This is a genomic window from Anaerolineae bacterium, assembly GCA_013178165.1.
GTDB lineage: Bacteria > Chloroflexota > Anaerolineae > Aggregatilineales > Ch27 > Ch27.
The window spans coordinates 458,872-478,937 of sequence record JABLXG010000004.1 but is presented as its reverse complement, the minus strand read 5'-3'; the positions used below and the strand labels follow the sequence as shown (position 1 = coordinate 478,937).

Genomic DNA, 20,066 nt, shown 5'->3' with positions numbered 1-20,066 from the left:
GGTCCCAGCAATAGAAGCGCCGTATCCCCTGCCTCCTATTTACTCCAGGCGGATCTTGCCGCGGAAGCGAGCGTAGAGCGCGTAATCAATCTCCGTCCGGCGGTTGATGTAGTCCCGCACGGTGGGCGCTTTGGCCACAGCTTCGGTGATCCGTTCCGTGACGGTGATATCGAAGGCGTCCGACCCCGCGCCGCTGCCATAGCTGACCATCAGAATACGGTCACCGGGCCGGGCGATGTCCAGCGTGGCCGCCAGCCCGATCAGGCTGCTGCCGGAATAGGTGTTGCCGATCTCGCCGGAAAGCAGGCCAGGCTTGTATTGCTCCGGGCCGAAGCCCAGTATCCCCGCCGCTCGCTGGGGGAATTTCACGTTAGGCTGGTGGAGGATGACATAGTCGTAGTCCTTGGCTGTCTTGCCCAGCGCATCCATCAGCGTTCTTCCCGCGCTCAGCACATGCTTGAAGTAGGCTGGCTCGCCGGTAAAACGGTCACCGTGGCTGGGGTACATCTCGCCCTCGCGCCGCCAGAAATCGGGCGTATCGGTCACGAAGCTGTAAGTGGCGTTGATCACCGCCAGCGCCGATTCCGCCGGGCCGAGGATGTAGGCCGCACCGCCCGCCGCCGCCGTATACTCCAGCGCGTCGCCGGGGCGGCCCTGCGCCGTGTCCATGCCAATAGCCAGCGCATAGTCTGCCATGCTGCTGCCAACCAGCCCGATCGACGCCTGGATCGCCTCGGAACCGGCTTTGCAGGCAAATTCCCAGTCGGCAGCTTGCACATTGGGGACGGCGCCGATGCTTTCCGCCACAATCGTACTGGTCGGCTTGACAGCATACGGGTGGCTTTCCGAGCCGACCCACACAGCGCGCAGTTGCTGCGGATCAATACCCGCCCGCGCCAGTGCGTTACGCGCCGCTTCGATGGACATGGTCACCACATCTTCATCCAGGCCGGGCACGGCTTTCTCCCGCACCGGCGAGCCACCCATCCCGCCCGTCCACACACGGGCGATCTCGCGGCCCGGCAGCCGGTAGCGCGGCACATACGCGCCATAGCCAGCAATGCCAACGGCCCGCGCTGGCCGCAACAGGGTCGCGCCATTCTTCAGAGGATGTTCACCCGATTCCATCACGTCCCAACTCCGTTTCTACAGATCATTCTCAGACAGCAGGGGAATGAGGTAGATCACTGGTTCCTCGTAAGGATGCGCTCGCCGGATAGCCTCCACCACCGCCCTGGCCACCCTGCGCTCGCAAAACGTCTCGATACGCACCTCGTCCACACTGTTGATACTTTCCTTTTCGCCGATATGCGGGTTGGCTGCCGCGCCCGGTTTGAAGCGTCCCTGCCCCGCGCTGGTATAGGCGCAGTGGGTATAGTTACCGATGACGCCGCCGCCTGCACCGGCGATGGCCTCTAACACACGCTCCACACTGTCCGGCGGTGTACCCACCACGATCATGATTCGCTCACTACTCATAGCGTTTGCCCCAGTTCCTGCACCAGTTCCTGGGCACGATCCAGCCGGATCGCGCCTTCGGCGATCATCGCCTCGACCACGCGCCCGATCAGGTCGCCGGTGGCGCCGGCGGCAATGGCCATCTGCCGGGCGTGTAAGCGCATGTGCCCGGCCTGGATACCGGTGGTCGCCAGGGCGCGGATCGCTGCCAGATTCTGGGCCAGTCCCACCGCCGCCAGCACCTCGGCCAGTTCACGGGAACCCTTCACGCCCAGAATCTTCAGGGCCACCTTCGCCGCGGGATGCACTCGTGTTGCCCCGCCAACCGTGCCAACCGCTACCGGCAACTTCAGCCGACCGCGCAAATCGCCGCTTGCATCGATCCACCATTCGGTCAGGCTGGTGTAGCGCCCGCCGCGTGTGGCATAGGCATGCGCCCCGGCTTCCAACGCACGCCAGTCGTTGCCGGTGGCGATGCAGACCGCGTCCATACCGTTCATCACGCCCTTGTTATGCGTGGCAGCGCGGTAGGGATCGGCGGCAGCAAACGCATACGCCTCAAAAACACCCCGGACCACATCTGCGCCGGTCAGCGTCTCAGTCGCCAGCGCTGCCGCCGGGATGGTGCACTCCGCGGTAGCCGTGCGCCGATCAGCCAGATTGCTCAGGATACGCAGGTTCACCCGCCCACCGGTAGCCTTCTCAATCAGCGGAGCCAGCCGTTCGCAGGCGGTGTTGATCGTGTTGGCGCCCATCGCGTCCCGCACATCATAAATCAGATGCACGATCAGCATCGGCCCGGCGGGCGTTTCCAGCAGCGGGCGCACCTGAATATCCCGCGCCCCCCCACCCAGCCCGACGATCGTCAGATCGCAGCAGTTGGCCTCCGCCAGCAGCGCCTCCTTGATGCCGATCACCTGCCCGGCGGCCACATAGACATCCGGCACGTCCAGCACCTGAATCTGGCCGATCATGAGCGGTTCATCACTGCTCGTCGCAAAGCCGCCGCCATCGCGGATCAGGCGCGCGGCATAGCTCACCCCGGCCACCACGGATGGCTCCTCAATGGCCATCGGGATCAGGTAATCCCGCCCATTGATCAAGAAGTTCGTTGCAATCCCCAGTGGCAGGGCGTAGACCCCGACCGCATTCTCGATCATATGGTCGGCCTGCGGAGCACCCAGGCCGCTTGCGCCCAGCAGAATCGCCTGTTCGGCAGCGTCCAGCCCGGCCCATTCGCTGACCAGCGCCACACGCTCGGCCAGCGGCCGCTTGAAGAACCCCGGCAGGCGCGAAGTGCGTTGCTGTAGATCGGACATAGGCTGTTCCCTCAACCAGGGCCAACTATCACAGCGTCATCCCGGCAAACCGCGTTCATGCTAACCGGCATTCGCTCTCAAAAGCTATCAAGTACAGGCTGCCAGATCGGGCTGATAGTAGCGGAAAGGAGCACCTTCAGGCGTGCTCGCCGGTCGCCAGCTGGCGATCGGTGGGATCATGCAGGTAGACGGCCACCTGCCACAGACCTAGCGCGGCCAGCACCGCCGCCAGCGCGAAGAGGCCGGCGTATCCAATCAGGCTGACCAGCACGCCCTGCCCGATGCTCAGGTACGAGGCCAGCCCAAAGATCGTGTTCGATAGGCCGATGTACAGGGGCCGCCGATCTTCCGGCGGGATGTTCAACGTGAGCGCCGTAAAGCTGATCGAACTGGCGCTGTTGTGCGCCGCCAGCAGCACAAACACCAGCAGGAACCAGACAAACGCCAGAGTGCTATCCGGGTTGACCCAGCCAGCCCCCAGAATCAGAACGAAGACCGCCACGCCCAGGGCAGCAGCCAGCACAGCCAGCCGCTGATCGCCGATGCGCGCGCTCAGCCAGCCGCTGACCGCCACCGTCACCAGCCCGGTGATGGTGTCTGCCATCAGGAAGATCGCCGCCGCGTTCAGCGACAGGGCAAAACGCGCCTGGGCATAGACAATGATCAGTGGCGCAGTGCCCGCCGCCAGCAACAGGGCGATCCGTCCCAGCACATAGTGCCGGAACAGCCGGTCACCCTGCCAGACCGTCCGGATTTCCTGCCAGCGTTGCCGCAGTCCGCCCCTTGCCGGCGCTTGAACCTGCGCTGGCGGCTCCCGCACAAACTGCATGGAAACCACGCCCACCAGCGTGGAAAATCCCGCCGCGCCGAACAGTAGCGCAAAGTTGCGCGGAAAGGTCAGGGGAAATTCGGGAGTCAGAGCCTGATTCACCAGCCCGCCAGCAGCGAGCGCCAGCAACCCGCCCAGCGTCAGGCGCCAGCTATAAAGCAGGCCGCGCATGCGTGGAGGGACCGTCTTGCCCACCACCTCAAAAAAAGCCATACCCGCCATACCCCACAGCAGCGGGTAAACCAGCAGGAAAAGAAACAGCACAGCGATCAAAACTGTGGCATCTGTGAACAGTGCCGTGCCTACCACCAGCACTGCCCAGATCGCCAGCCGGAACACGCTGACCGCGCGGTAGAACGGCAGGACAAGCGGCAGCCGCTGAATCGTCCCGCTGACCCACAACTGCGAGAGCATGAACCCGCCGCTCCACAGCGCCATCGGCATCCCCAGAATGACCGGGTTGTCAGTGAGCTGGGAGAGAAAAACCGTCAGCACCAGGGTCGGGCTGACCAGCGTATCGATAGCCCTGAAGGCAATGCCGTTCAGAACCATCAGGGAGAAGTTACGGCGCAGGTCAGGCCAGGTTGTCCAGCCGTTGTTCACTGCGGTGTCACTCCAGGCCAGTCATCACAACAACAGTGCATTGGTCACGCCGGTTCAGGCCGCCAAGTGTAGCGCAGATTCGCGTGGCAAAAAACCGGCTGCCGGGCTAGAATGGACGTGAAAAGTCGGGAATTAGTCGTTTTTCCTGCCTGTGGCTTTCCAGGAGGCGATATGTCTTCACTGCTTATCCGGCGCGCGGTTGTGGCGGTGCTGTCCGTGCTGGCCGGCGTGCTGGGCACCTGGGTCATCCTGTTGATCCTGGGCACCGACTGGGCCGAATTCGGCATCGAAGCACTGATCGTGGTGATCGCTCTGGGGGTTGCCGCCATGGTCTGGCTGGACTATTTCCTGAGCGCAGAGATTCTGCCGGAATAGCCACCAGCCAGCGACAGGCATCCCCCGGAACAGCATACCCCGCCGGTTGCACTGAACGGCGGGGTATGCTGTTTGCCTTTGCCGGGTCAACCGCAGCTTCAGGTCGAGCGCAGCCGGATTTGCTGCGCTTCCCGCCTCACCACGCGGATCAATTCCTCGGTGTCAATGTCCTTGAGGAGATACTGGTTGATGCCCAGGTGGGCAAAGCTCAGTCGTTCGTCTTCGCTGGGAAAGCTGGTCAGGATCACGATCCGGGGCGGCAGGGTCATTTCCAGCACCTGGCGGCAGAACTTGAGCGCACCGCCATCACGCCGCTTGCTTTCCAGAATCAATACATCCGGATGCTGTTCGACCAGCGTCGTCATAGCCGCCTCAAAGCTGCCGGTAGCGCCGATGATCTGGATATCCTGCGCCCGTGACAGGCGGAGCACCAGAGCGCGCCGGACTGCAGCGTTTTCGTCCACCAGCAGCAGGCGGACCAGGTCTTCTTTCATGCGCTCTTCCCTTCGCCCCCGATTCAGATCACGGCCTGTGCTACCGTGCGGAAGCGGTACTGTGTCCACTATAGCAGGGGCTTGGCGCTACCAGCGAGTGACGTTCTTCCGCGCCCAAGTTGACAGGAATCATCGCATCATTGGCGCTTCTCCAGCGCCGTTGGCAGGTGCATCACGAGAGGATCTGCTCCCGTTTGAACGGGAACAGGGCGCGGACAGTGGTGCCCTGCATGGGCCGCGATTCCACTTCCAGTTGCCCGCCAACTGCCTGCGCCCGCAGAGTCATGTTGGCCAGGCCATGTCCCAGTAGTCGATCGATCTGATCCGGGTCAAATCCCACCCCATCATCACAGACCTGCAGGCGCACGTCGCGTTCGAGCCGCTCCACAATCACCTTCAGCTCAGAGGCCGCTGCATGTTTAGCGGCGTTGGCCAGCGCTTCCTGAGCGATGTGAAAGAGCGCCGTGCTCGTCCCCTCGTCCAGGACTTCCTCAATCCCCGGCTCCACTTTGAGCTTGATTTCCACCAGTGTATTGGCCCGAAACTCGTGTACCAGCTGGCGCAGGCTCTCGCCCAGGTCATGCACCTTCATGCGTTGTGGGCGCAGGTCCATGATGTAGTTGCGGATATCGCGGATGGTCTGGTTGAGGGCGTCAATCGCGTAACGCAGGCGGTGAGAGGCAGCCTCCGGATCATCTTCCAGCAGTAGAGCGCTGTGCTCTAGGGTCAGGCCAACGGCATAGATCGACTGGATAATGCCATCGTGCAGGTCCATCCCGATCCGCTCGCGCTCCTCCAGTACTGCCAGACGGCGAACCTGCTGGTACAGGCGGGCATTCTCAATCGCCACCGCCGCATAGGAGGCCAGCGTTTCGATCAACACCTCATCGCCAGCAGTGAACAGGGTGCCATCCTGTTTGTCGCACAGGTACAGGCTGCCCAGCACCTCGCCCCGCGCCACAATTGGCACCCCCAGGAAGTTCACCATCCAGGGGTGATTCTCGATGAAGCCCACCGAGTAAGGCGACTCGTGGAGGTTATCCAGGCGGATGGTCTCCTGCGTTTGCAGGATGTAACCCAGCAAGCCCTTGCCTTCCGGCGGGTGGGCCATGGCCCGGCGCTCTTCTTCCGTGATGCCATCTGTGATGAACTGCTCCAGGCGGCCATGCGGGCCGGGAACGCCCAGCGCCGCGTAACGGGCGTTTACCAGTTCTCTGGCAGTGACGGTGATCGTTTCCAGCACCCGCGAGAGCGACAATTCGCTGGTGATGGCCAGTGCCGCCTTATGAATGGCGCGCAACTGTTGCCTGGTCAGGCTAGCGTCCCTGTCCGTCTCAACAACCATAGCCAGTATGTCTCCAGGTCCAGCACTATGACGCTGCGCGATCCCATTCCCAACGCAGCAGCGCCGCGAACGTTTCCAGATCGGTGTCACCACTGATACGCACCCGGCGCAGCAGGTGTACACCGTCGGTCGTGTGTTCAATCCCGCCTTCGGTCACCACCGCCAGCCATACGTCATACTCCGGCAGGAGGGCGAGGACCGTTTCGTCCCAGCGGCCAGCCGGATAACAGAACAGGTGTGCTGGCCGTCCCAGATGCGCCTCGATGCTTTCCAGGCTGCCCTTGATCTGGTAGTGCAGGAATTCCGCGTCCCGTCCGACCAGGCTGGGATGATCCTTGGTGTGGCTTTCGATGTCAATCCCTGCCGCCGCCAGTTCCCGCGCCTGCGCCCAGGTGAGATAGGCCGGATCGCCTTCGTCCAGCCGCCCTGTGATGACAAACACCGTGGCGGTAAAGCCCAATTCCCGCAGCACCGGAAAGGCGTTTTCATAGAAGTCCCGGTAGCCATCGTCAAAAGTCAGCACAACCGGGCGGGTCGGCAACGGCGTACCCCAGCGCAACGCCCTATTCAAATCGTACAGGCTGATCGGCGTATAACCGGCAGTGGCCAGGTACGCCATCTGCGCCCGGAAGTTTTCCGGCGTCACCGACAGGTCCTGGCGATAGGCGTCGGCGTCTTCCGGGGGCACACTGATGTAGTGGTACATCAGCACCGGTGCGGCGATCCGGCGCAGGGTGCCATCACCTCCGTCACCGGCCAGCACCTCTGCCGGCGAGCGAACGCCTGCCCCAGGAGTCAGGGCGAGCAACCCGCTGCCCGTCCGCGCCAGCCAAGAAGCTGGCCAGAACACCGCCAGCACCCCTGCCAGTGCCGCCACCGCGATCAGCAATGCCATCAATAGCACCGGCCTGAGCGGTCGCAGTGGCCTGTAGCGGGAAAGCCAGTTAGTGATCATGATAGTGCGGTAAGCCCCACGCAGCCTGGCCGTGCTTCTGCTTCAACGAATACCTGTGGTACACTCAGTCCGGTTGGCCTCACCGGCCATTATACCATTTGTCATGTTTTTTTCCTAACGATGATCCTGTCTTGAGGTCCTGTGCTGAACGAACCCGACACTCACGATCTCAACCATCGCAAGAACCCATCCCCGGCGCCGCATCTGACTCCGCGCTCACCGGCCTCCACCGAGCCATCCCCGGCCCCCAGGCCGATCCATCCTGATACCCTGGTGCGGGCAGCCATTGCACTGGGCGCGGTGATGATCATTGTCGCCGTTATCTGGGTCAACGGCCTGCGGCGGGAAAACATCTGGGCTGCCCTGCGGCTGGCCGACCTGTGGCTGGCCCTGCCGGGCATGATTGCCGGAACAGCTTTCGCCGTGATCGTCTGGCGTCTGGGGCAGCGCTTCCGCACCACCCACCAGATTGTGCGCCTGATCGAGCAGACCCTTGACCTTTCTGCGCTGCGCTTCCGGCACGTCCTGCTGTTCAGCCTGCTGGCCGCCCTCCCGGAGGAAATGCTGTTCCGGGGCGCAGTACAGACCAGTCTGGGCCTGCTGGCGGCGGCGGTGATCTTTGGCGCGTTGCACGCCCTGACCCGCCTGTACTTCATCTATGCCACCGGCGCCGGGCTATTGCTGGGGGCGTTATACTTGCTCAGCGGTTCGCTCTGGTTGCCCGTTGGCGCGCACTTCGCCATCGACCTGGTGATGTTCCTGCTCCTCCTGCAGCGCCAGCGGCATCATCCGGCCTGAACCAGCCCCGACCGACCGCCCAGCCAACATGAAACGTCCCAGTGCGATCGATCTGCTGCGTATAGAAAATGCCGGCTGCCGTCGCTACGGCGCCTGCCGCCGTCGGCTTCCCAATCTCCTGGCCTTTCGGTCTTTTATCTCTTCTTCCGCTGCCACTGGCTGATGAGGGGTTGCCAGAGGGCCGGAACAGGGTTAAGCTTTCCGCCGTTCCTGTACCTACTACATCTACATTTGTGTGAAGGAAGCGGTCTGCTATGGGCAAAGTACGTGTGGCGATCATCGGCGTGGGCAACTGCGCCTCCGCGTTGGTGCAGGGCGTTCACTACTACCAGAACGCCCGCGATGACGAACAGGTCCCCGGCCTGATGCACGTCAACCTGGGCGGTTACCACATCCGCGATATCGAGTTCTCGGCAGCCTTTGATATCGATATCGAGAAGGTGGGCAAAGACCTCGGTGAGGCCATCTGGGCCGGCCAGAACAACACCATCAAGTTCGCTGAAGTACCCAAGAAGCTTGGCGTGCCCGTCCACCGGGGTATGACCCATGACGGCCTGGGCACATACCTGGCCCGGAAGATCACCAAAGCTCCTGGCTCTACCGCCAACATCACCGAAATTCTGAAGGAAACCAAGACCGATGTGGTGGTCAACTTTTTGCCGGTCGGCAGCGAGCAGGCCACCAAATGGTATGTCGAGCAAATCCTTAACGCGGGTTGTGCCTTTGTCAACGGCATCCCGGTGTTCATCGCCCGCGAAAAGTACTGGCAGCAACGGTTCATCGAGCGCGGCCTGCCTATGATCGGCGATGACGTCAAGAGCCAGGTCGGTGCGACCATCGTTCACCGTGTGCTGACCAACCTGTTCAACGATCGCGGCGTCAGGCTGCTACGCACCAGCCAGCTCAACGTGGGCGGCAACATGGACTTCTACAACATGCTGGATCGCTCCCGGCTGGAGAGCAAAAAGGTCAGCAAGACCAACGCCGTAACCAGCCAGCTTCCCTATGAACTGCCCGACACCGATGTGTACATCGGGCCGAGCGACTACGTGCCGTGGCTGACCGACCGCAAATGGGCGCATATCCGCCTGGAAGGGGCGGCGTTCGGGGATGTGCCGTTGAACCTGGAGCTCAAGCTGGAAGTCTGGGATAGCCCCAACAGCGCCGGTGTCATCATTGACGCGGTGCGCTGTGCCAAGCTGGGGTTGGACCGCGGCCTTTCCGGGACGCTGGAAGCGCCCAGCGCTTACTTTATGAAATCCCCGCCTGTCCAGTACCCTGACGATCTCGCCCGCAACTACACCGAAGCGTTTATCCAGGGCAAGATCGGCGCCAGAATCGCCGATCCGGCGGACGCGCAGTAGCGCCGCCTGGCAGGAGAATCACAACCGGGGCGTCCCCGTGCGGGTCGCCCCGGTTTGCGCTCTCTCTGCTATTGCGTTAGCTGAGCGTATTTTCCTGTGGGATCAGGTCCAGCCGGTGCCCGACCACCTCGAAAGCCCGCAGGGCACGATCGAGGTGCGCTTCCTCGTGGGTAGCCATGTAGCTGGTGCGCAGCAGGCTCTTGTTCGGCGGCACGCCGGGCGGGACAACCGGGTTGGTGTACACGCCTTCCTCGATCAGCGCCGCCCAGGCCAGGACCGTCCGGTACTGGTCACCGATGTAGACCGGGATCACCGGCGTGTTGCTGGCGCCGGTGTCGTAACCAAGTTTGTGCAGCCCGGCCCGCATATACTCGGCGTTGTGCCACAGTTTCTTGACCCGCTCCGGCTCGTTCTCAATGACCTCTACCGCTGCCAGGACAACCGCCACATTCGCCGCTGGCAACGCTGCGCTGAACATCAGGGCGCGGGCATGATGCTGGATGTAGTGAATGATGTCAGCATTCCCGGCAATGAAACCGCCGATCGAGGCGAAGCTCTTGCTGAACGTGCCCATGATCAGGTCAACCTGATCCGTTACCCCGAAGTGCGCCGCTGTACCCCGCCCATTGCCGAGCACGCCCAGGCTATGAGCATCATCGACCATGATCCGCGCCCCGTAGCGGCGGCTGATCTCGATGATCTCCGGCAGCGGGGCAATGTCGCCGCCCATGCTGTAGACGCCGTCCACCACCACCAGCTTTCCGGCATCGCGGGGCAGCTTGCTCAGGACGTTCTCCAGGCTATCGAGATCGTTGTGGCTGAACCGCCGCATCGTGCCCAGGGACATCATGCAGCCATCCACGATGCTGGCATGATCTTCCTTGTCGATAATCACATAGTCGCCTTTGCCAACTACCGCCGTGATCGTCCCAACATTGGTCTGGTAACCGGTTGGAAAGACCAGCGCGGCCTCTTTGCCCACGAATTTCGCCAGCCGCCGGTCAAGCTCCAGGTGCAATTCCAGCGTCCCATTCAAGAAGCGGGAGCCGGTCACACTGGTGCCATAGCGGTCAATGGCGTCTTTGGCGGCCTGGCGCAGTTTGGGGTGCGTGGTCAGGCCCAGATAGTTGTTGGACCCGATCATGACCACTTCCTTGCCCTCAAAATACGCCACCGAGCCTTCCGTGTCGCTCAAGGGCCGGAAATAGGGATAGATCCCCATTTCCATGGCTTCCTTTGCCAGGGTGAACTTGGCGGCCTTCTCAAAGATGTCGGCCAGCGGCACCGAGGAATCAGCAGGAACTGACGCCTCGCTGGAATTGGCCAGAGTATCCAAAGAGTCAGTCATTGGGAATTGCCCCTTCCACGATGAAAGTCACGGGGTCCAACCGCCGGTCGAGCTGGCAGGCCAGAGCCGCCGGTTGATCAACCACGCATTGTACCAGCGTATAAGCAAAACTGGTAATCAATATTGCACAAGTCGCCCTGTGAGCAGGTCTCCATTCCGACCTGCCCCACGGCCCCCCTCAGAACCAGAATCGTTCCAGCCAGTCCAGGAGCATGCGCAGCACTTCCGGCGTCATCCGCACCGCCGCCTCGATGCCATTGGGAGAAAACGCGTAGGCATGGATGTTGTATTTGCGCACGGCGAAGATCATGTAGTCGCGTTCCCACCGCGCCCGGCTCCACAGGAAAGCGATCCCCTGTTCCCGGCGCATCAATTCCAGCCAGTGCCGCCGGTCAACTTCCGGCAGGTTGCTCAGGGTAAAGCGCAACGCCAGCATCGACCCCAGCGTGAAATTCAGTTCCAGCACACCGCTGATCTGATTGACATCGACAATCAGGCTCGCTCCTCTATCTTGCGTCATCAATTCCGCTGTGCCGCGTGATGCCGTCCCCGGATCGCGAGGCCGCAGCATGATCTGGGCCATCAGCGGCGCATTGCTAAAACGCCGCCCCAGTTCCACATCCAGGTCAATTTCACCGGCGAAGAAACGCTGCAGCACCGCAGGTGCAGAACTCTGAATCCGGTGTTGATGGCCGGAGAGTGCCAGTTCACGCTGCAGCAGGTCAAGTGTCTGTTCGGGTTGCTGGTCATCAGCTTCGCTGCCCCATGTCGGGGCATCCTGGCCGCCGCTTCCGAACGAAAAGGAGTCACTCATGAGTGTCCACGCTTTCAGCCGGTACTGCTGGCATTGACACAGGGTGGTTTATCCTCTGCCGCTTAGTCTACAGGAGTCAGGGCCTTCTGATAGATGCGGAAACGATTGTAGATTTCGCCTCCGACCAGCGCGCTGATCTGATTCATCGCCAGGTTGTCATCCAGCACCCAGCCGAAGTCGCCCTCCGTGAACCCGGCTCGCACCGCCGGTTCGACCACTGCCATGTAGAGCATCGCGTCAATGCCCGTCCCGTGGTACTTGTCGATCACGCCCAGGAAAGGCACACGGGTGCGGTTGACCTTGGGCCGCACCTTCCAGTGCCAGAGCACCTTCAGCAATGTCAGGAACTCCGGCGTGTCCGGATGAGGCCGGGCGTGCTTGATCGCCTGATTGAGATCGGGAAACAGCATGATGAACCCTGCTGGCTCCCCATTGATTTCTGCAATGAAGATAAAGTCCGGTTGCAGGAAGCGCTTGAACTGATTGAACAGCGCGTACAATTCCTCCCGCGACGGTGGCACAAAACCCCAGTTATCCTTCCAGGCGTTGGTGTACATGCGGTAGAGCATGTCCAGGTCAGCGTCAAAATGCTTGAGATCGGGGTTACGCAGGATGATGTTGCGGCGCTTCTTCTGCTTCTCCATCACCCGAATGATCTTCTCCGGCACGTTCGCCCCGCGCATAGCCTCCGCCGCAATGCGATAGGACAACAGGTCCATCACACCCTTGTAGCCACGTTCCTCAATGTAGGTTTTGTAATACGGGGGATTGTGCGGGTAGAGCAGGACATGCGGACTATCGAAAAAGTCGACCTGCAGGCCAAATTCATCCATGTCGCCAAAGCTGGCCGGGCCACGTATCGCGTCGTAGCCTTTGGCCCGCACCCACTCCTCGGCGGTCTGGAGCAGTGCGTGTGCCGCCTCACGGTCGTCCAGCACATCGAACAGGCCAAACCAGCCAATATGCTCGTGGTGATACTCATTGTGGCGCGGGTTGATAAACGCCGCAATGCAGCCCACCGGCTCCGCCCCGCGCCAGGCCAGGAAGTACTCGATGTCCAGGTAGTTGGTCATCGGGTTATGTTGCGGGTTCAACTTCTCCCGGCGCATGGAAACCAGGGGCGGCACCCAGTGCGGATCGTTCGCATACACTTTCCACGGCAGACGCAGCAAGGCGTCCTGCTCCGCGGGCGACGAGACACGACGAACAGAGACAGGAGCAGTCATGGTCAATCCATCCTTGGCGTTTATGTTTGAGCGCCGGCCAAACCACGCGGACCGCTGACGAAGCGAGGCATTGCTTTTTTAAATAATACCAGCAACAGCTTCAAATCCCTACGAGTTGATCTATCATGATAAAATAGATAAAATAGATATGAATAATAATATTATAAAATCATTAGCAACTATTTGACAACGACCGGCTTTTCAGTCTAGAGTGTAAAGAACCACGCGAAGACTACAAACTTCTTGTTGGAGGTTCCGATGAGACCACCCAAACGCGCCATGTACCGCATGCCGTGGTCGTTGAACGATAATCCGATCGGCTGGCTGGAGATCACGGACAAGTGCAACATCTACTGCCGGGGCTGTTACCGCCGCAACCTGACCGGCCATAAGCCACTTGAGCAGATCAAAGACGAAATTCGCTTCTTCAAGGAATGGCGCAATTGCGACAACATCTCTATCGCCGGTGGTGAGCCGCTGATCCACCCGGATATCCTGGAGATTGTCGCGTTTGTCCGTGAACTGGGCATGAAGCCTCTGATCCTGACCAATGGTGTGCGGCTGACAGACGACCGCCCCTTCCTGCGCGAACTGAAGAAGGCCGGGGTCTTTGGCTTCACTCTGCACATCGATAGCGAGCAACAGCGCCCGCACTGGAAAGGCAAGAGCGAGGAAGACCTGCTGGAGTTGCGCCTGAGCTACGCCCGCATGATCCATCAGGAAGGCGGCCTGCACTGCAGCATCGGCGCGACCATCTACCCAACCAATCTGAGCGATGTGCCGCTGCTCGTCCGCTGGGCAGGTGAACACGCCGACCTGATCCAGGGCATGATCTTCATCGCTTTCCGCGGCGCGCCACAGGATGCTGCTTTCGACTACTACGCCGGCGGGCGGCGGCTGGAGGCCATTGACGTCAGCTACACCGTCGAAGACACCAGCGAAATTGGGATCACCTCCGCCGACATCTACGAGAAGATCAAAGAAGCCTGCCCGGAATATGAACCCGGCGCCTACCTGGGCGGCTCGCAGACTCACGACGCCGTCAAATGGCTGCTGGCGGCGCGGCTCGTTGGCAAGGGCAACCGTGTTTACGGCTCGCTGGGGCCAAAAGCGATGGAACTGGTGCAGATCTTCCACCACCTCTTCCAGGGGACATACATGGGCTATACCAGCCTGTGGCGCTTCCCCAAGATCGCTTTCCTAGCCTTAGGCGCCTTTGACCGGGGCATCCGGCAGGCGCATGGGGCGTACTGGCGCGACATCCGCCGCAGCCCGCTGCGGGCCTTACAGCCAGTGTATGCCCAGAGCCTGGCCATCATCCAGGCCCCGGATCTGCTGCCTGATGGCCGGCAGGATATGTGCGATAGTTGCCCGGATATGACCGTGTGGAATGGCACGCTGGTGCACTCCTGCCGCATGGATGAATGGCGGCTGTACGGTTCCTACCTGGTCGCCCAGCCCCAGCCTGCTGAGGAAACCGTCCCTGCACCGGAGACCATTTCTGCCAATCGCTGATCGGCCCCTAGCAGACCATTCGCAGGCCCGGCGCGGGCCGGGCCTTTTTGTCCACTTTATCCCTGCACAAAGGGGCGGGCCAGCCGCGCTGCCGCCGAAAGCACCCACAGCGGCAGCTTCTGTCGCAGCGCCCACTCGGCCAGCGCTTCCCGCAACCTGCGCGGCACCAGCCGGATCACGGCATTACTGCTCTGATCGGCCAGGCTGGGGGCATCGGGGCGATCAAAGACTTTGTAGCCCAGGTAGGGGTCGAACTTCCAGGGGTAGCCCGTCGGGCGCAGCAGAGGTTGTAGCGGGCGCTCATAGAAGTTCTCAGCCAGCACCTGCCCATCCGCACCGTGCAGGCTCAGCATCACCCGCGCACAGTCCTCCGGCGTTACCGCCAGGTCGCCCGCTGCCACGCGCTGAACGCCGTTGGCAGCCACGTCAATCTGCGCCTGAGCACTACCAGCAATTCGACCGTCAGCGCCTTCAAACTGCCAGGCGACTGTCGCACCGGGGTAGACTCGCGGCGTGTCGTTAAACACCCATAACCCGTAGATTTGTCGCCCGTCGTGTTCCAGGGCCACCTGTAGCGGCGCTGAAGCGCGGGCCAGCGCCGCATAGCCGCCCTTGGGCAGCCGCTCCGAGTCCAGCACGCCACAGCCCACCTGCGGCACCAGATCCGCCAGCCAGAAGTGCACATACCCGCCTGATCCAGTGGCTCGTGTCCGGCGCAGGTGTTCCACGTGGAACTGGATCAATGCCGCCTGATATGCCCACAGTGACTCGATCTGGCCCTCCAGGTGGCGCAACCGCGCCCAGACGTCGGGATAGCGCCGCAGTGTGGGTAGCGCAGCGGGGGCCTCGAAGCCAAATTCGGTGTTCATCCGCATGTGGTGGCGGTAGACGTCCGTGTAGCGCTTGCTCCACAGCGCCCCGTAATACGTATGAACGTCACCTGCCCGCTGCCAGTCATCCTCCATTTGCCCGGAACAAATGAACGTTGGGCGCGTGGGATCGTACTGCTGCGCATCGGCGTAGAGGGCCGGATCGGGGTGGCGCTCGTAATTGTCGCGGTGGGCAAAGACCATCGTCGGCTCGTTGTGGCAGGTCCAGGTGATAATCGCCGGGTGGTTGCGCAACAGATCGATCATGCCCCGCTGCAACCGCAACGCGCGCGCCTCAAACGCCGGGGAGGGATCATGCACCCAGTTCAGCTCAAAATCCTGCCAGATCAACATCCCGGCCCGGTCGCAGGCCTCATAGACCGCCGGCGGCGAGACATGCACGTGCACCCGCAGCAGGTTGAGGTTGGCCGCGCGGGCCAGTGCCACATCGCGGGCCACACCCTCCGGCGTCACCTGCGCCAGGTACAGCCCCGGCATATATGCTGTTCCGCGCAGGAACACCGACCGCTCATTAACCAACCAGTTGAAGCGATCCGGCGCGCGCTCCAGGCGCACCGTGCGGATGCCGAATATCTGCATCAGGCGGCTGATCGCCTGGCCAGCGCCATCCAGCAGGGCCGCCTCCAACCGGTAGAGATTCGGCTCGCCGTGATCCCACGGCCACCACAGGCGCGGCTCCGGCACGCGCAGGGTATGGAGGATCGTCTGGACACCGGGCAATACCGACAGGGCCAGATCATCGGTAGTTCCTGGCCCGCCGTGATTCTCCGCCGCTATCGTCAACGCCAGGCGGCCCTGCCAGGTCTGGCCGGTCGCGTTGGTCAGAGTGAGCGCCAGTGCCAGCGTTCCGTCCAGGGCCGGATCGATGCAGACGCGATCCAGGCTGATCCCGTGATCGAGCAGCAGCGTAACCGGCGCCCAGATACCGATCGGGTTGACATCCGGCGGTATGACGCCCTCGCCATGCTCGTACTGGCCTTTGACCAACCCCCGGATGACATGGTTGATCGGGTAACTGCCGCGTGGATTAGGCCGGTCCCAGGGGGCGCTGACGCGGACGAGAAGCGTATTCTCTGCGCCGGGTCGCAGTACGCCGGTCACATCGAGCGTGAACGGCTCAAAGCTACCCTCATGCTCCCCGACCGGCTTACCATTGAGCCAGACCGTTGCAAAGTAATCGACCCCGGCGAAGCGTAACCGCGCTCGTGGGAAACGGCCTTCCGGCGCGGTGAAACTCTTGAGGTAGACCCACGCCTGCTCGTTGATCGCCCGTAGATGCTTACCCCAGTAGGGGCGATCGGGATACAGAACCGGTTGCAGGTTGGCGCACTCCGGGGCACTCAGCCAGCCGGCAGAGCCAGCCTCCGGCAAGCCAGCAATCTCCAGCGGCACAGGATGAATGGCCCAGTTCCCGCTCAGGCGTATGGCATGCGGTGGAGCGTCAAATGAAAGCAAGGTCGTCTCCGGCAGGGAAAGCCCGATAATCCGGCGCTCAAGCCCGGAAAGACGCCGTTCAACGCCGGGCCGATCGTCACTTTTGGCGGCGCGCCAGGCCCTCTATGATAAGGGATAGTGTCCGTACCTTCAACAACGGAACCGCCATGCACGAATTGGGGATCACCCAGAACCTGCTCAACCTGGCTGTACAATACGCTGAACCGGCTGGCGCCAGGAGAATCACGGCTCTGCACCTGGTCATCGGCGAACTGTCCAGCGTGGTCGATGATTCCGTACGCTTTTACTGGGAGTTCCTCAGCCAGGGAACCATCGCTCAGGGCGCAGCCCTGCATTTTGAGCGCATCCCGGCAACTTTTGAATGCCGGGACTGCGGTGCAGTGTTCCCACGCAATGCGAATTTCATGTGTCCGGCCTGCAGGAGCGACCGGGTTCAGGTCAAACAGGGCGAGGAATTCTATCTCAAAAGCATCGAAGTCGAGGAATAGATTATGCCGGAGATTCCCGTTATCAGGAACATCATGAGTATCAACGACGCTCTGGCCGCCGCTGTGCGCCGCCAGCTTGACGCCGCCGGTGTGCTGGCGCTGAACATCATGGCCTCGCCGGGCGCAGGCAAAACCAGCGTGATCATGCGGACAGTAGAAACCCTCAAAAGCGAGATGACTATCGCCGCCCTGGATGGCGATATTGCCACTGTCGATGTGGAGAAGATCGCCCGGACGGGCATCCGGGTGGCACTGATCAATACCGGTGGCAACTGCCATCTGGACGCCAACATGATGACCAGCGCACTATCCTCGCTGGACCTGACCGGCGTGGATCTGTTGCTGGTGGAAAATGTTGGCAACCTGATCTGCCCGGCGGCCTTCGAATTGGGTACTCACTATAACGTGGTCATCGCCAGCGTGCCTGAGGGCGATGACAAGCCCTACAAATACCCGGCTATGTACCGCGGCGCGGATGTCCTGCTGCTGAACAAGATCGACATGCTTCCTTACCAGGAGTTCGATCTGGCCTACTTCCGGCACGGGGTGGAAGTGCTCAACCCCGGTCTGGCTTTCCTGCCGCTTTCCGCCCGCACCGGCGAAGGCTTCGACGCCTGGCTGGACTGGGTGCGGGCGGCCGTCGCCCGCCAGCGTGCCAGCATCGCCCCTTCCGGCAAGCCGGGTGTCAGCCAAGCGTAGCCTTTGCGTAGGGGAAAGTGCCCGATCATTCGCTACAATGCCTCGCGCAGGTAACGACGAACCATCACGAGGAGACAAGCGATGATTCGGAAATTCCTACTGGCCCTGACTCTCTGTGCTACCCTGCTTGCGCCGCTGAGCGCCGCGCAGGCTCAGGGCGGCGACGATCCCAACGCCCTGCTGGACACAGCCCTTGCCTTTCTGGCCGGGCAACTGGGCGTCACGCTGAGCCGTCAGGACCTGAGCGGCTGGACCTGGCAGGAAGTCCTCTGGCCGGATACCTCGCTCGGCTGCCCGCAGCCCGATCAGGTCTACAGCCAGGTGCTCACCCGTGGTTATGACTTCCGCGTGACCACCGGCAGCAACGTCTATGAGATTCACCTGACGCCGGATGGCGCTACTGCGGTCTTCTGCGGTGTAACGGCCGCCGCGCCAGCCCCGACAGCTACTGCGTTGCCGTCCCTCCCCCAGGGGGCCACACCTGCTGCTGGAGTCACACCCGCTGCAGCCATCAGCGGCGAGGAACTGATCAACATCGGCATCGCCTATCTGAACAGCCAGCTGGGTACAACCATCACCCGCCGGGACCTTTCCCGCTGGACATGGGAAGCCACCACCTGGCCGGATCGTTCGCTGGGTTGCCCACAGCCGGACGTCACCTACGACAGCAGTGCGCCGGTGCCTGGCTACATCCTGACCATCGAGTACGTTGACCGCATCTACGAACTGCACCTGACCGCCGACCAGCGTACCATCATGCCCTGCGGCGATGATGAACGGCTGCAGCCAGCGATCGACATCGACTTTGCCAGCGCCCTGGCAGCACTCGCCACAGCGACGCCCGCTGCTCCTGAAGCGACCGGGGGCGACCGCCCGATCCTGTTCTACACTGGCGCAGACGGCAACGTCTACCGCGCCGGCTGGAACGCCTATCCGGGGACCAATGTCACCGAAGATATCGCGCCGACCCCGGCAACGCCTTCCCCCTTGCCCCGCTTTGATCACATTTACGGCTACTACCGCTGGTCGCCGGACGGGCAGCGGGTGGCCTTTCTGGATAGCGCGCCACCTGCCCGTTTGCTGGTGGCAGACGCCGAAGGCGGCCAGCCAGTGCAGCTTGCCAGTGATCTCGCGCTGCTCTACCCGCCTGCCTGGAGTCCTGACGGGAGCGCCCTCGCGTATGTCAGACCCACCCAGACCTTCCGCGCCAACAGTCAGGTGATGGAAGTCTACGCGGTGGCCGTGCCGGGCAGCGATGAGAACGCTGCACCGCGCTTGCTGGCAACATTCGAGCAGGGTGTCGGCTGCGGCGGTGGCAGCAGCGATCCTGCCGATACGGTGTACAGCCGGGAAACCGGCTACATGGGAAACGCGCTGATGCTGGCCTGGCTGCCGGGCGACACCCTGCTGCTGACGCCAAGTTGCACCGGCGCGGGCCTGGCCCGTCTGGACCTGTCCAGCGGTGTACTGACCCTGATCGATCCAGCCCTCAGCCGCGTCTCGCTCAGCCCGGATCGCAGTCGCGCCGCCGGCATCATCGCTGACGCTGATGGAAACCACACTCTGACCCTGGTCACACTGCTCAGCGGTGAATCACAGCCGGTGCCGGTCTCCGGGACTCCGGATCAGGTACTGTGGAGCGCGGACGGGCAGCGCCTGTACGTCTCGACTGTCGAGCCACTGGAGCGTGTGGCCCGTTCCGGCGGCGAAGAGTCGATCGGCGTTTATACCGTACGCCTGTGGCGCATTGACCTGTCCACCGGGGAAGCCACCCTGCTCTTCGAACAGGAAGGCCGCGGCATCGGGACATTGACCGAAGCCCCAGATGGACGCGGGATGATCTTCAGCTTTGTGGAAGATTCACGGGCCTGGCTGCAGGCGGTGGAGACTAACGCCAGCGCCGATGCTCAGCGCGAAGCTGCGCCGGGCGCCTGGCTGCTGCTGCTCACGCCGGAAGGCGCAATCACGCGCCTGGGGCGCGGCGGCCAGCCGGCTCTACAACCCTACCTGCCGGAGCCTGCGCAGGGCTAGGCGGCCAGTGCTCACTATACTCAACAACAGGGGCGCCCCACCCGGAGCGCCCCTGCACTC

The 20,066-nt window shown here is 62.2% G+C and carries 18 protein-coding genes; 7 read left to right on the top strand and 11 right to left on the bottom strand.

What is annotated here, in order from left to right:
• Positions 1 to 39: 39 nt before the first annotated feature.
• The 4 genes from HPY64_05115 to HPY64_05100 form a co-directional block, all read right to left on the bottom strand.
• On the bottom strand, positions 40 to 1,128 hold the full coding sequence (locus tag HPY64_05115) for a hydroxymethylglutaryl-CoA synthase (GenBank protein ID NPV66510.1): 1,089 nt from the start codon (positions 1,126 to 1,128) through the stop codon (positions 40 to 42).
• A gap of 18 nt (positions 1,129 to 1,146) precedes the next feature.
• The gene (locus tag HPY64_05110) at positions 1,147 to 1,479 is read right to left on the bottom strand and encodes a hypothetical protein (protein NPV66509.1); all 333 of its coding nucleotides are present in this window, start codon (positions 1,477 to 1,479) and stop codon (positions 1,147 to 1,149) included.
• The gene (locus tag HPY64_05105; protein ID NPV66508.1) at positions 1,476 to 2,777 is read right to left on the bottom strand and encodes a hydroxymethylglutaryl-CoA reductase, degradative; all 1,302 of its coding nucleotides are present in this window, start codon (positions 2,775 to 2,777) and stop codon (positions 1,476 to 1,478) included. Before HPY64_05105 ends, HPY64_05110 begins: the two co-directional genes overlap by 4 nt.
• 136 nt (positions 2,778 to 2,913) lie before the next feature.
• Positions 2,914 to 4,209, bottom strand: a complete 1,296-nt coding sequence (locus HPY64_05100) for an MFS transporter (GenBank protein NPV66507.1) — start codon at positions 4,207 to 4,209, stop codon at positions 2,914 to 2,916.
• 171 nt (positions 4,210 to 4,380) lie between these two features.
• On the opposite strand from HPY64_05100, the gene HPY64_05095 reads away from it, so the two are divergent.
• A complete protein-coding gene (locus HPY64_05095; protein ID NPV66506.1) occupies positions 4,381 to 4,584 on the top strand; it encodes a hypothetical protein in 204 nt (67 codons plus the stop codon).
• A 98-nt stretch (positions 4,585 to 4,682) separates the two neighbouring features.
• Here the strand turns inward: HPY64_05095 and HPY64_05090 are convergent, their stop codons facing one another.
• The 3 genes from HPY64_05090 to HPY64_05080 form a co-directional block, all read right to left on the bottom strand.
• Positions 4,683 to 5,078: a response regulator transcription factor gene (locus HPY64_05090; protein ID NPV66505.1), complete on the bottom strand. Its 396-nt coding sequence runs from the start codon at positions 5,076 to 5,078 to the stop codon at positions 4,683 to 4,685.
• A gap of 172 nt (positions 5,079 to 5,250) precedes the next feature.
• The gene (locus HPY64_05085; GenBank protein NPV66504.1) at positions 5,251 to 6,423 is read right to left on the bottom strand and encodes a GAF domain-containing protein; all 1,173 of its coding nucleotides are present in this window, start codon (positions 6,421 to 6,423) and stop codon (positions 5,251 to 5,253) included.
• A gap of 25 nt (positions 6,424 to 6,448) precedes the next feature.
• Positions 6,449 to 7,378, bottom strand: a complete 930-nt coding sequence (locus HPY64_05080; protein ID NPV66503.1) for a polysaccharide deacetylase family protein — start codon at positions 7,376 to 7,378, stop codon at positions 6,449 to 6,451.
• Between the two features lie 141 nt (positions 7,379 to 7,519).
• Between HPY64_05080 and HPY64_05075 the strand changes: the two genes are divergently transcribed.
• On the top strand, positions 7,520 to 8,176 hold the full coding sequence (locus tag HPY64_05075) for a CPBP family intramembrane metalloprotease (protein ID NPV66502.1): 657 nt from the start codon (positions 7,520 to 7,522) through the stop codon (positions 8,174 to 8,176).
• Between the two features lie 254 nt (positions 8,177 to 8,430).
• Positions 8,431 to 9,540, top strand: a complete 1,110-nt coding sequence (locus tag HPY64_05070; GenBank protein ID NPV66501.1) for an inositol-3-phosphate synthase — start codon at positions 8,431 to 8,433, stop codon at positions 9,538 to 9,540.
• Positions 9,541 to 9,616: 76 nt separating this feature from the next.
• Here the strand turns inward: HPY64_05070 and HPY64_05065 are convergent, their stop codons facing one another.
• From HPY64_05065 to HPY64_05055, 3 genes are all read right to left on the bottom strand, one after another.
• A complete protein-coding gene (locus tag HPY64_05065) occupies positions 9,617 to 10,888 on the bottom strand; it encodes a pyridoxal phosphate-dependent aminotransferase family protein (protein NPV66500.1) in 1,272 nt (423 codons plus the stop codon).
• Positions 10,889 to 11,066: 178 nt separating this feature from the next.
• Positions 11,067 to 11,702: a hypothetical protein gene (locus tag HPY64_05060; protein NPV66499.1), complete on the bottom strand. Its 636-nt coding sequence runs from the start codon at positions 11,700 to 11,702 to the stop codon at positions 11,067 to 11,069.
• Positions 11,703 to 11,764: 62 nt separating this feature from the next.
• Entirely contained in the window at positions 11,765 to 12,928 is a 1,164-nt protein-coding gene (locus tag HPY64_05055) for a GNAT family N-acetyltransferase (GenBank protein NPV66498.1), read from the bottom strand.
• Positions 12,929 to 13,186: 258 nt separating this feature from the next.
• On the opposite strand from HPY64_05055, the gene HPY64_05050 reads away from it, so the two are divergent.
• Positions 13,187 to 14,443 (top strand): radical SAM protein, encoded by a 1,257-nt coding sequence (locus HPY64_05050; protein ID NPV66497.1) that lies wholly within the window; start codon positions 13,187 to 13,189, stop codon positions 14,441 to 14,443.
• Between the two features lie 56 nt (positions 14,444 to 14,499).
• On the opposite strand, the gene HPY64_05045 is transcribed toward HPY64_05050, so the two are convergent.
• Positions 14,500 to 16,788 (bottom strand): hypothetical protein, encoded by a 2,289-nt coding sequence (locus HPY64_05045; protein ID NPV66496.1) that lies wholly within the window; start codon positions 16,786 to 16,788, stop codon positions 14,500 to 14,502.
• Positions 16,789 to 16,934: 146 nt separating this feature from the next.
• On the opposite strand from HPY64_05045, the gene hypA reads away from it, so the two are divergent.
• The 3 genes from hypA to HPY64_05030 all read left to right on the top strand — a co-directional run bounded on the left by hypA (position 16,935) and on the right by HPY64_05030 (position 20,006).
• On the top strand, positions 16,935 to 17,276 hold the full coding sequence (gene hypA, locus HPY64_05040; protein NPV66495.1) for a hydrogenase maturation nickel metallochaperone HypA: 342 nt from the start codon (positions 16,935 to 16,937) through the stop codon (positions 17,274 to 17,276).
• A 3-nt stretch (positions 17,277 to 17,279) separates the two neighbouring features.
• A complete protein-coding gene (gene hypB, locus HPY64_05035) occupies positions 17,280 to 17,975 on the top strand; it encodes a hydrogenase nickel incorporation protein HypB (protein NPV66494.1) in 696 nt (231 codons plus the stop codon).
• A gap of 81 nt (positions 17,976 to 18,056) precedes the next feature.
• Positions 18,057 to 20,006 carry a hypothetical protein gene (locus tag HPY64_05030; GenBank protein NPV66493.1) on the top strand — a complete coding sequence of 650 codons (1,950 nt, stop codon included), beginning with the start codon at positions 18,057 to 18,059 and terminating at the stop codon, positions 20,004 to 20,006.
• Positions 20,007 to 20,066 lie beyond the last annotated feature (60 nt).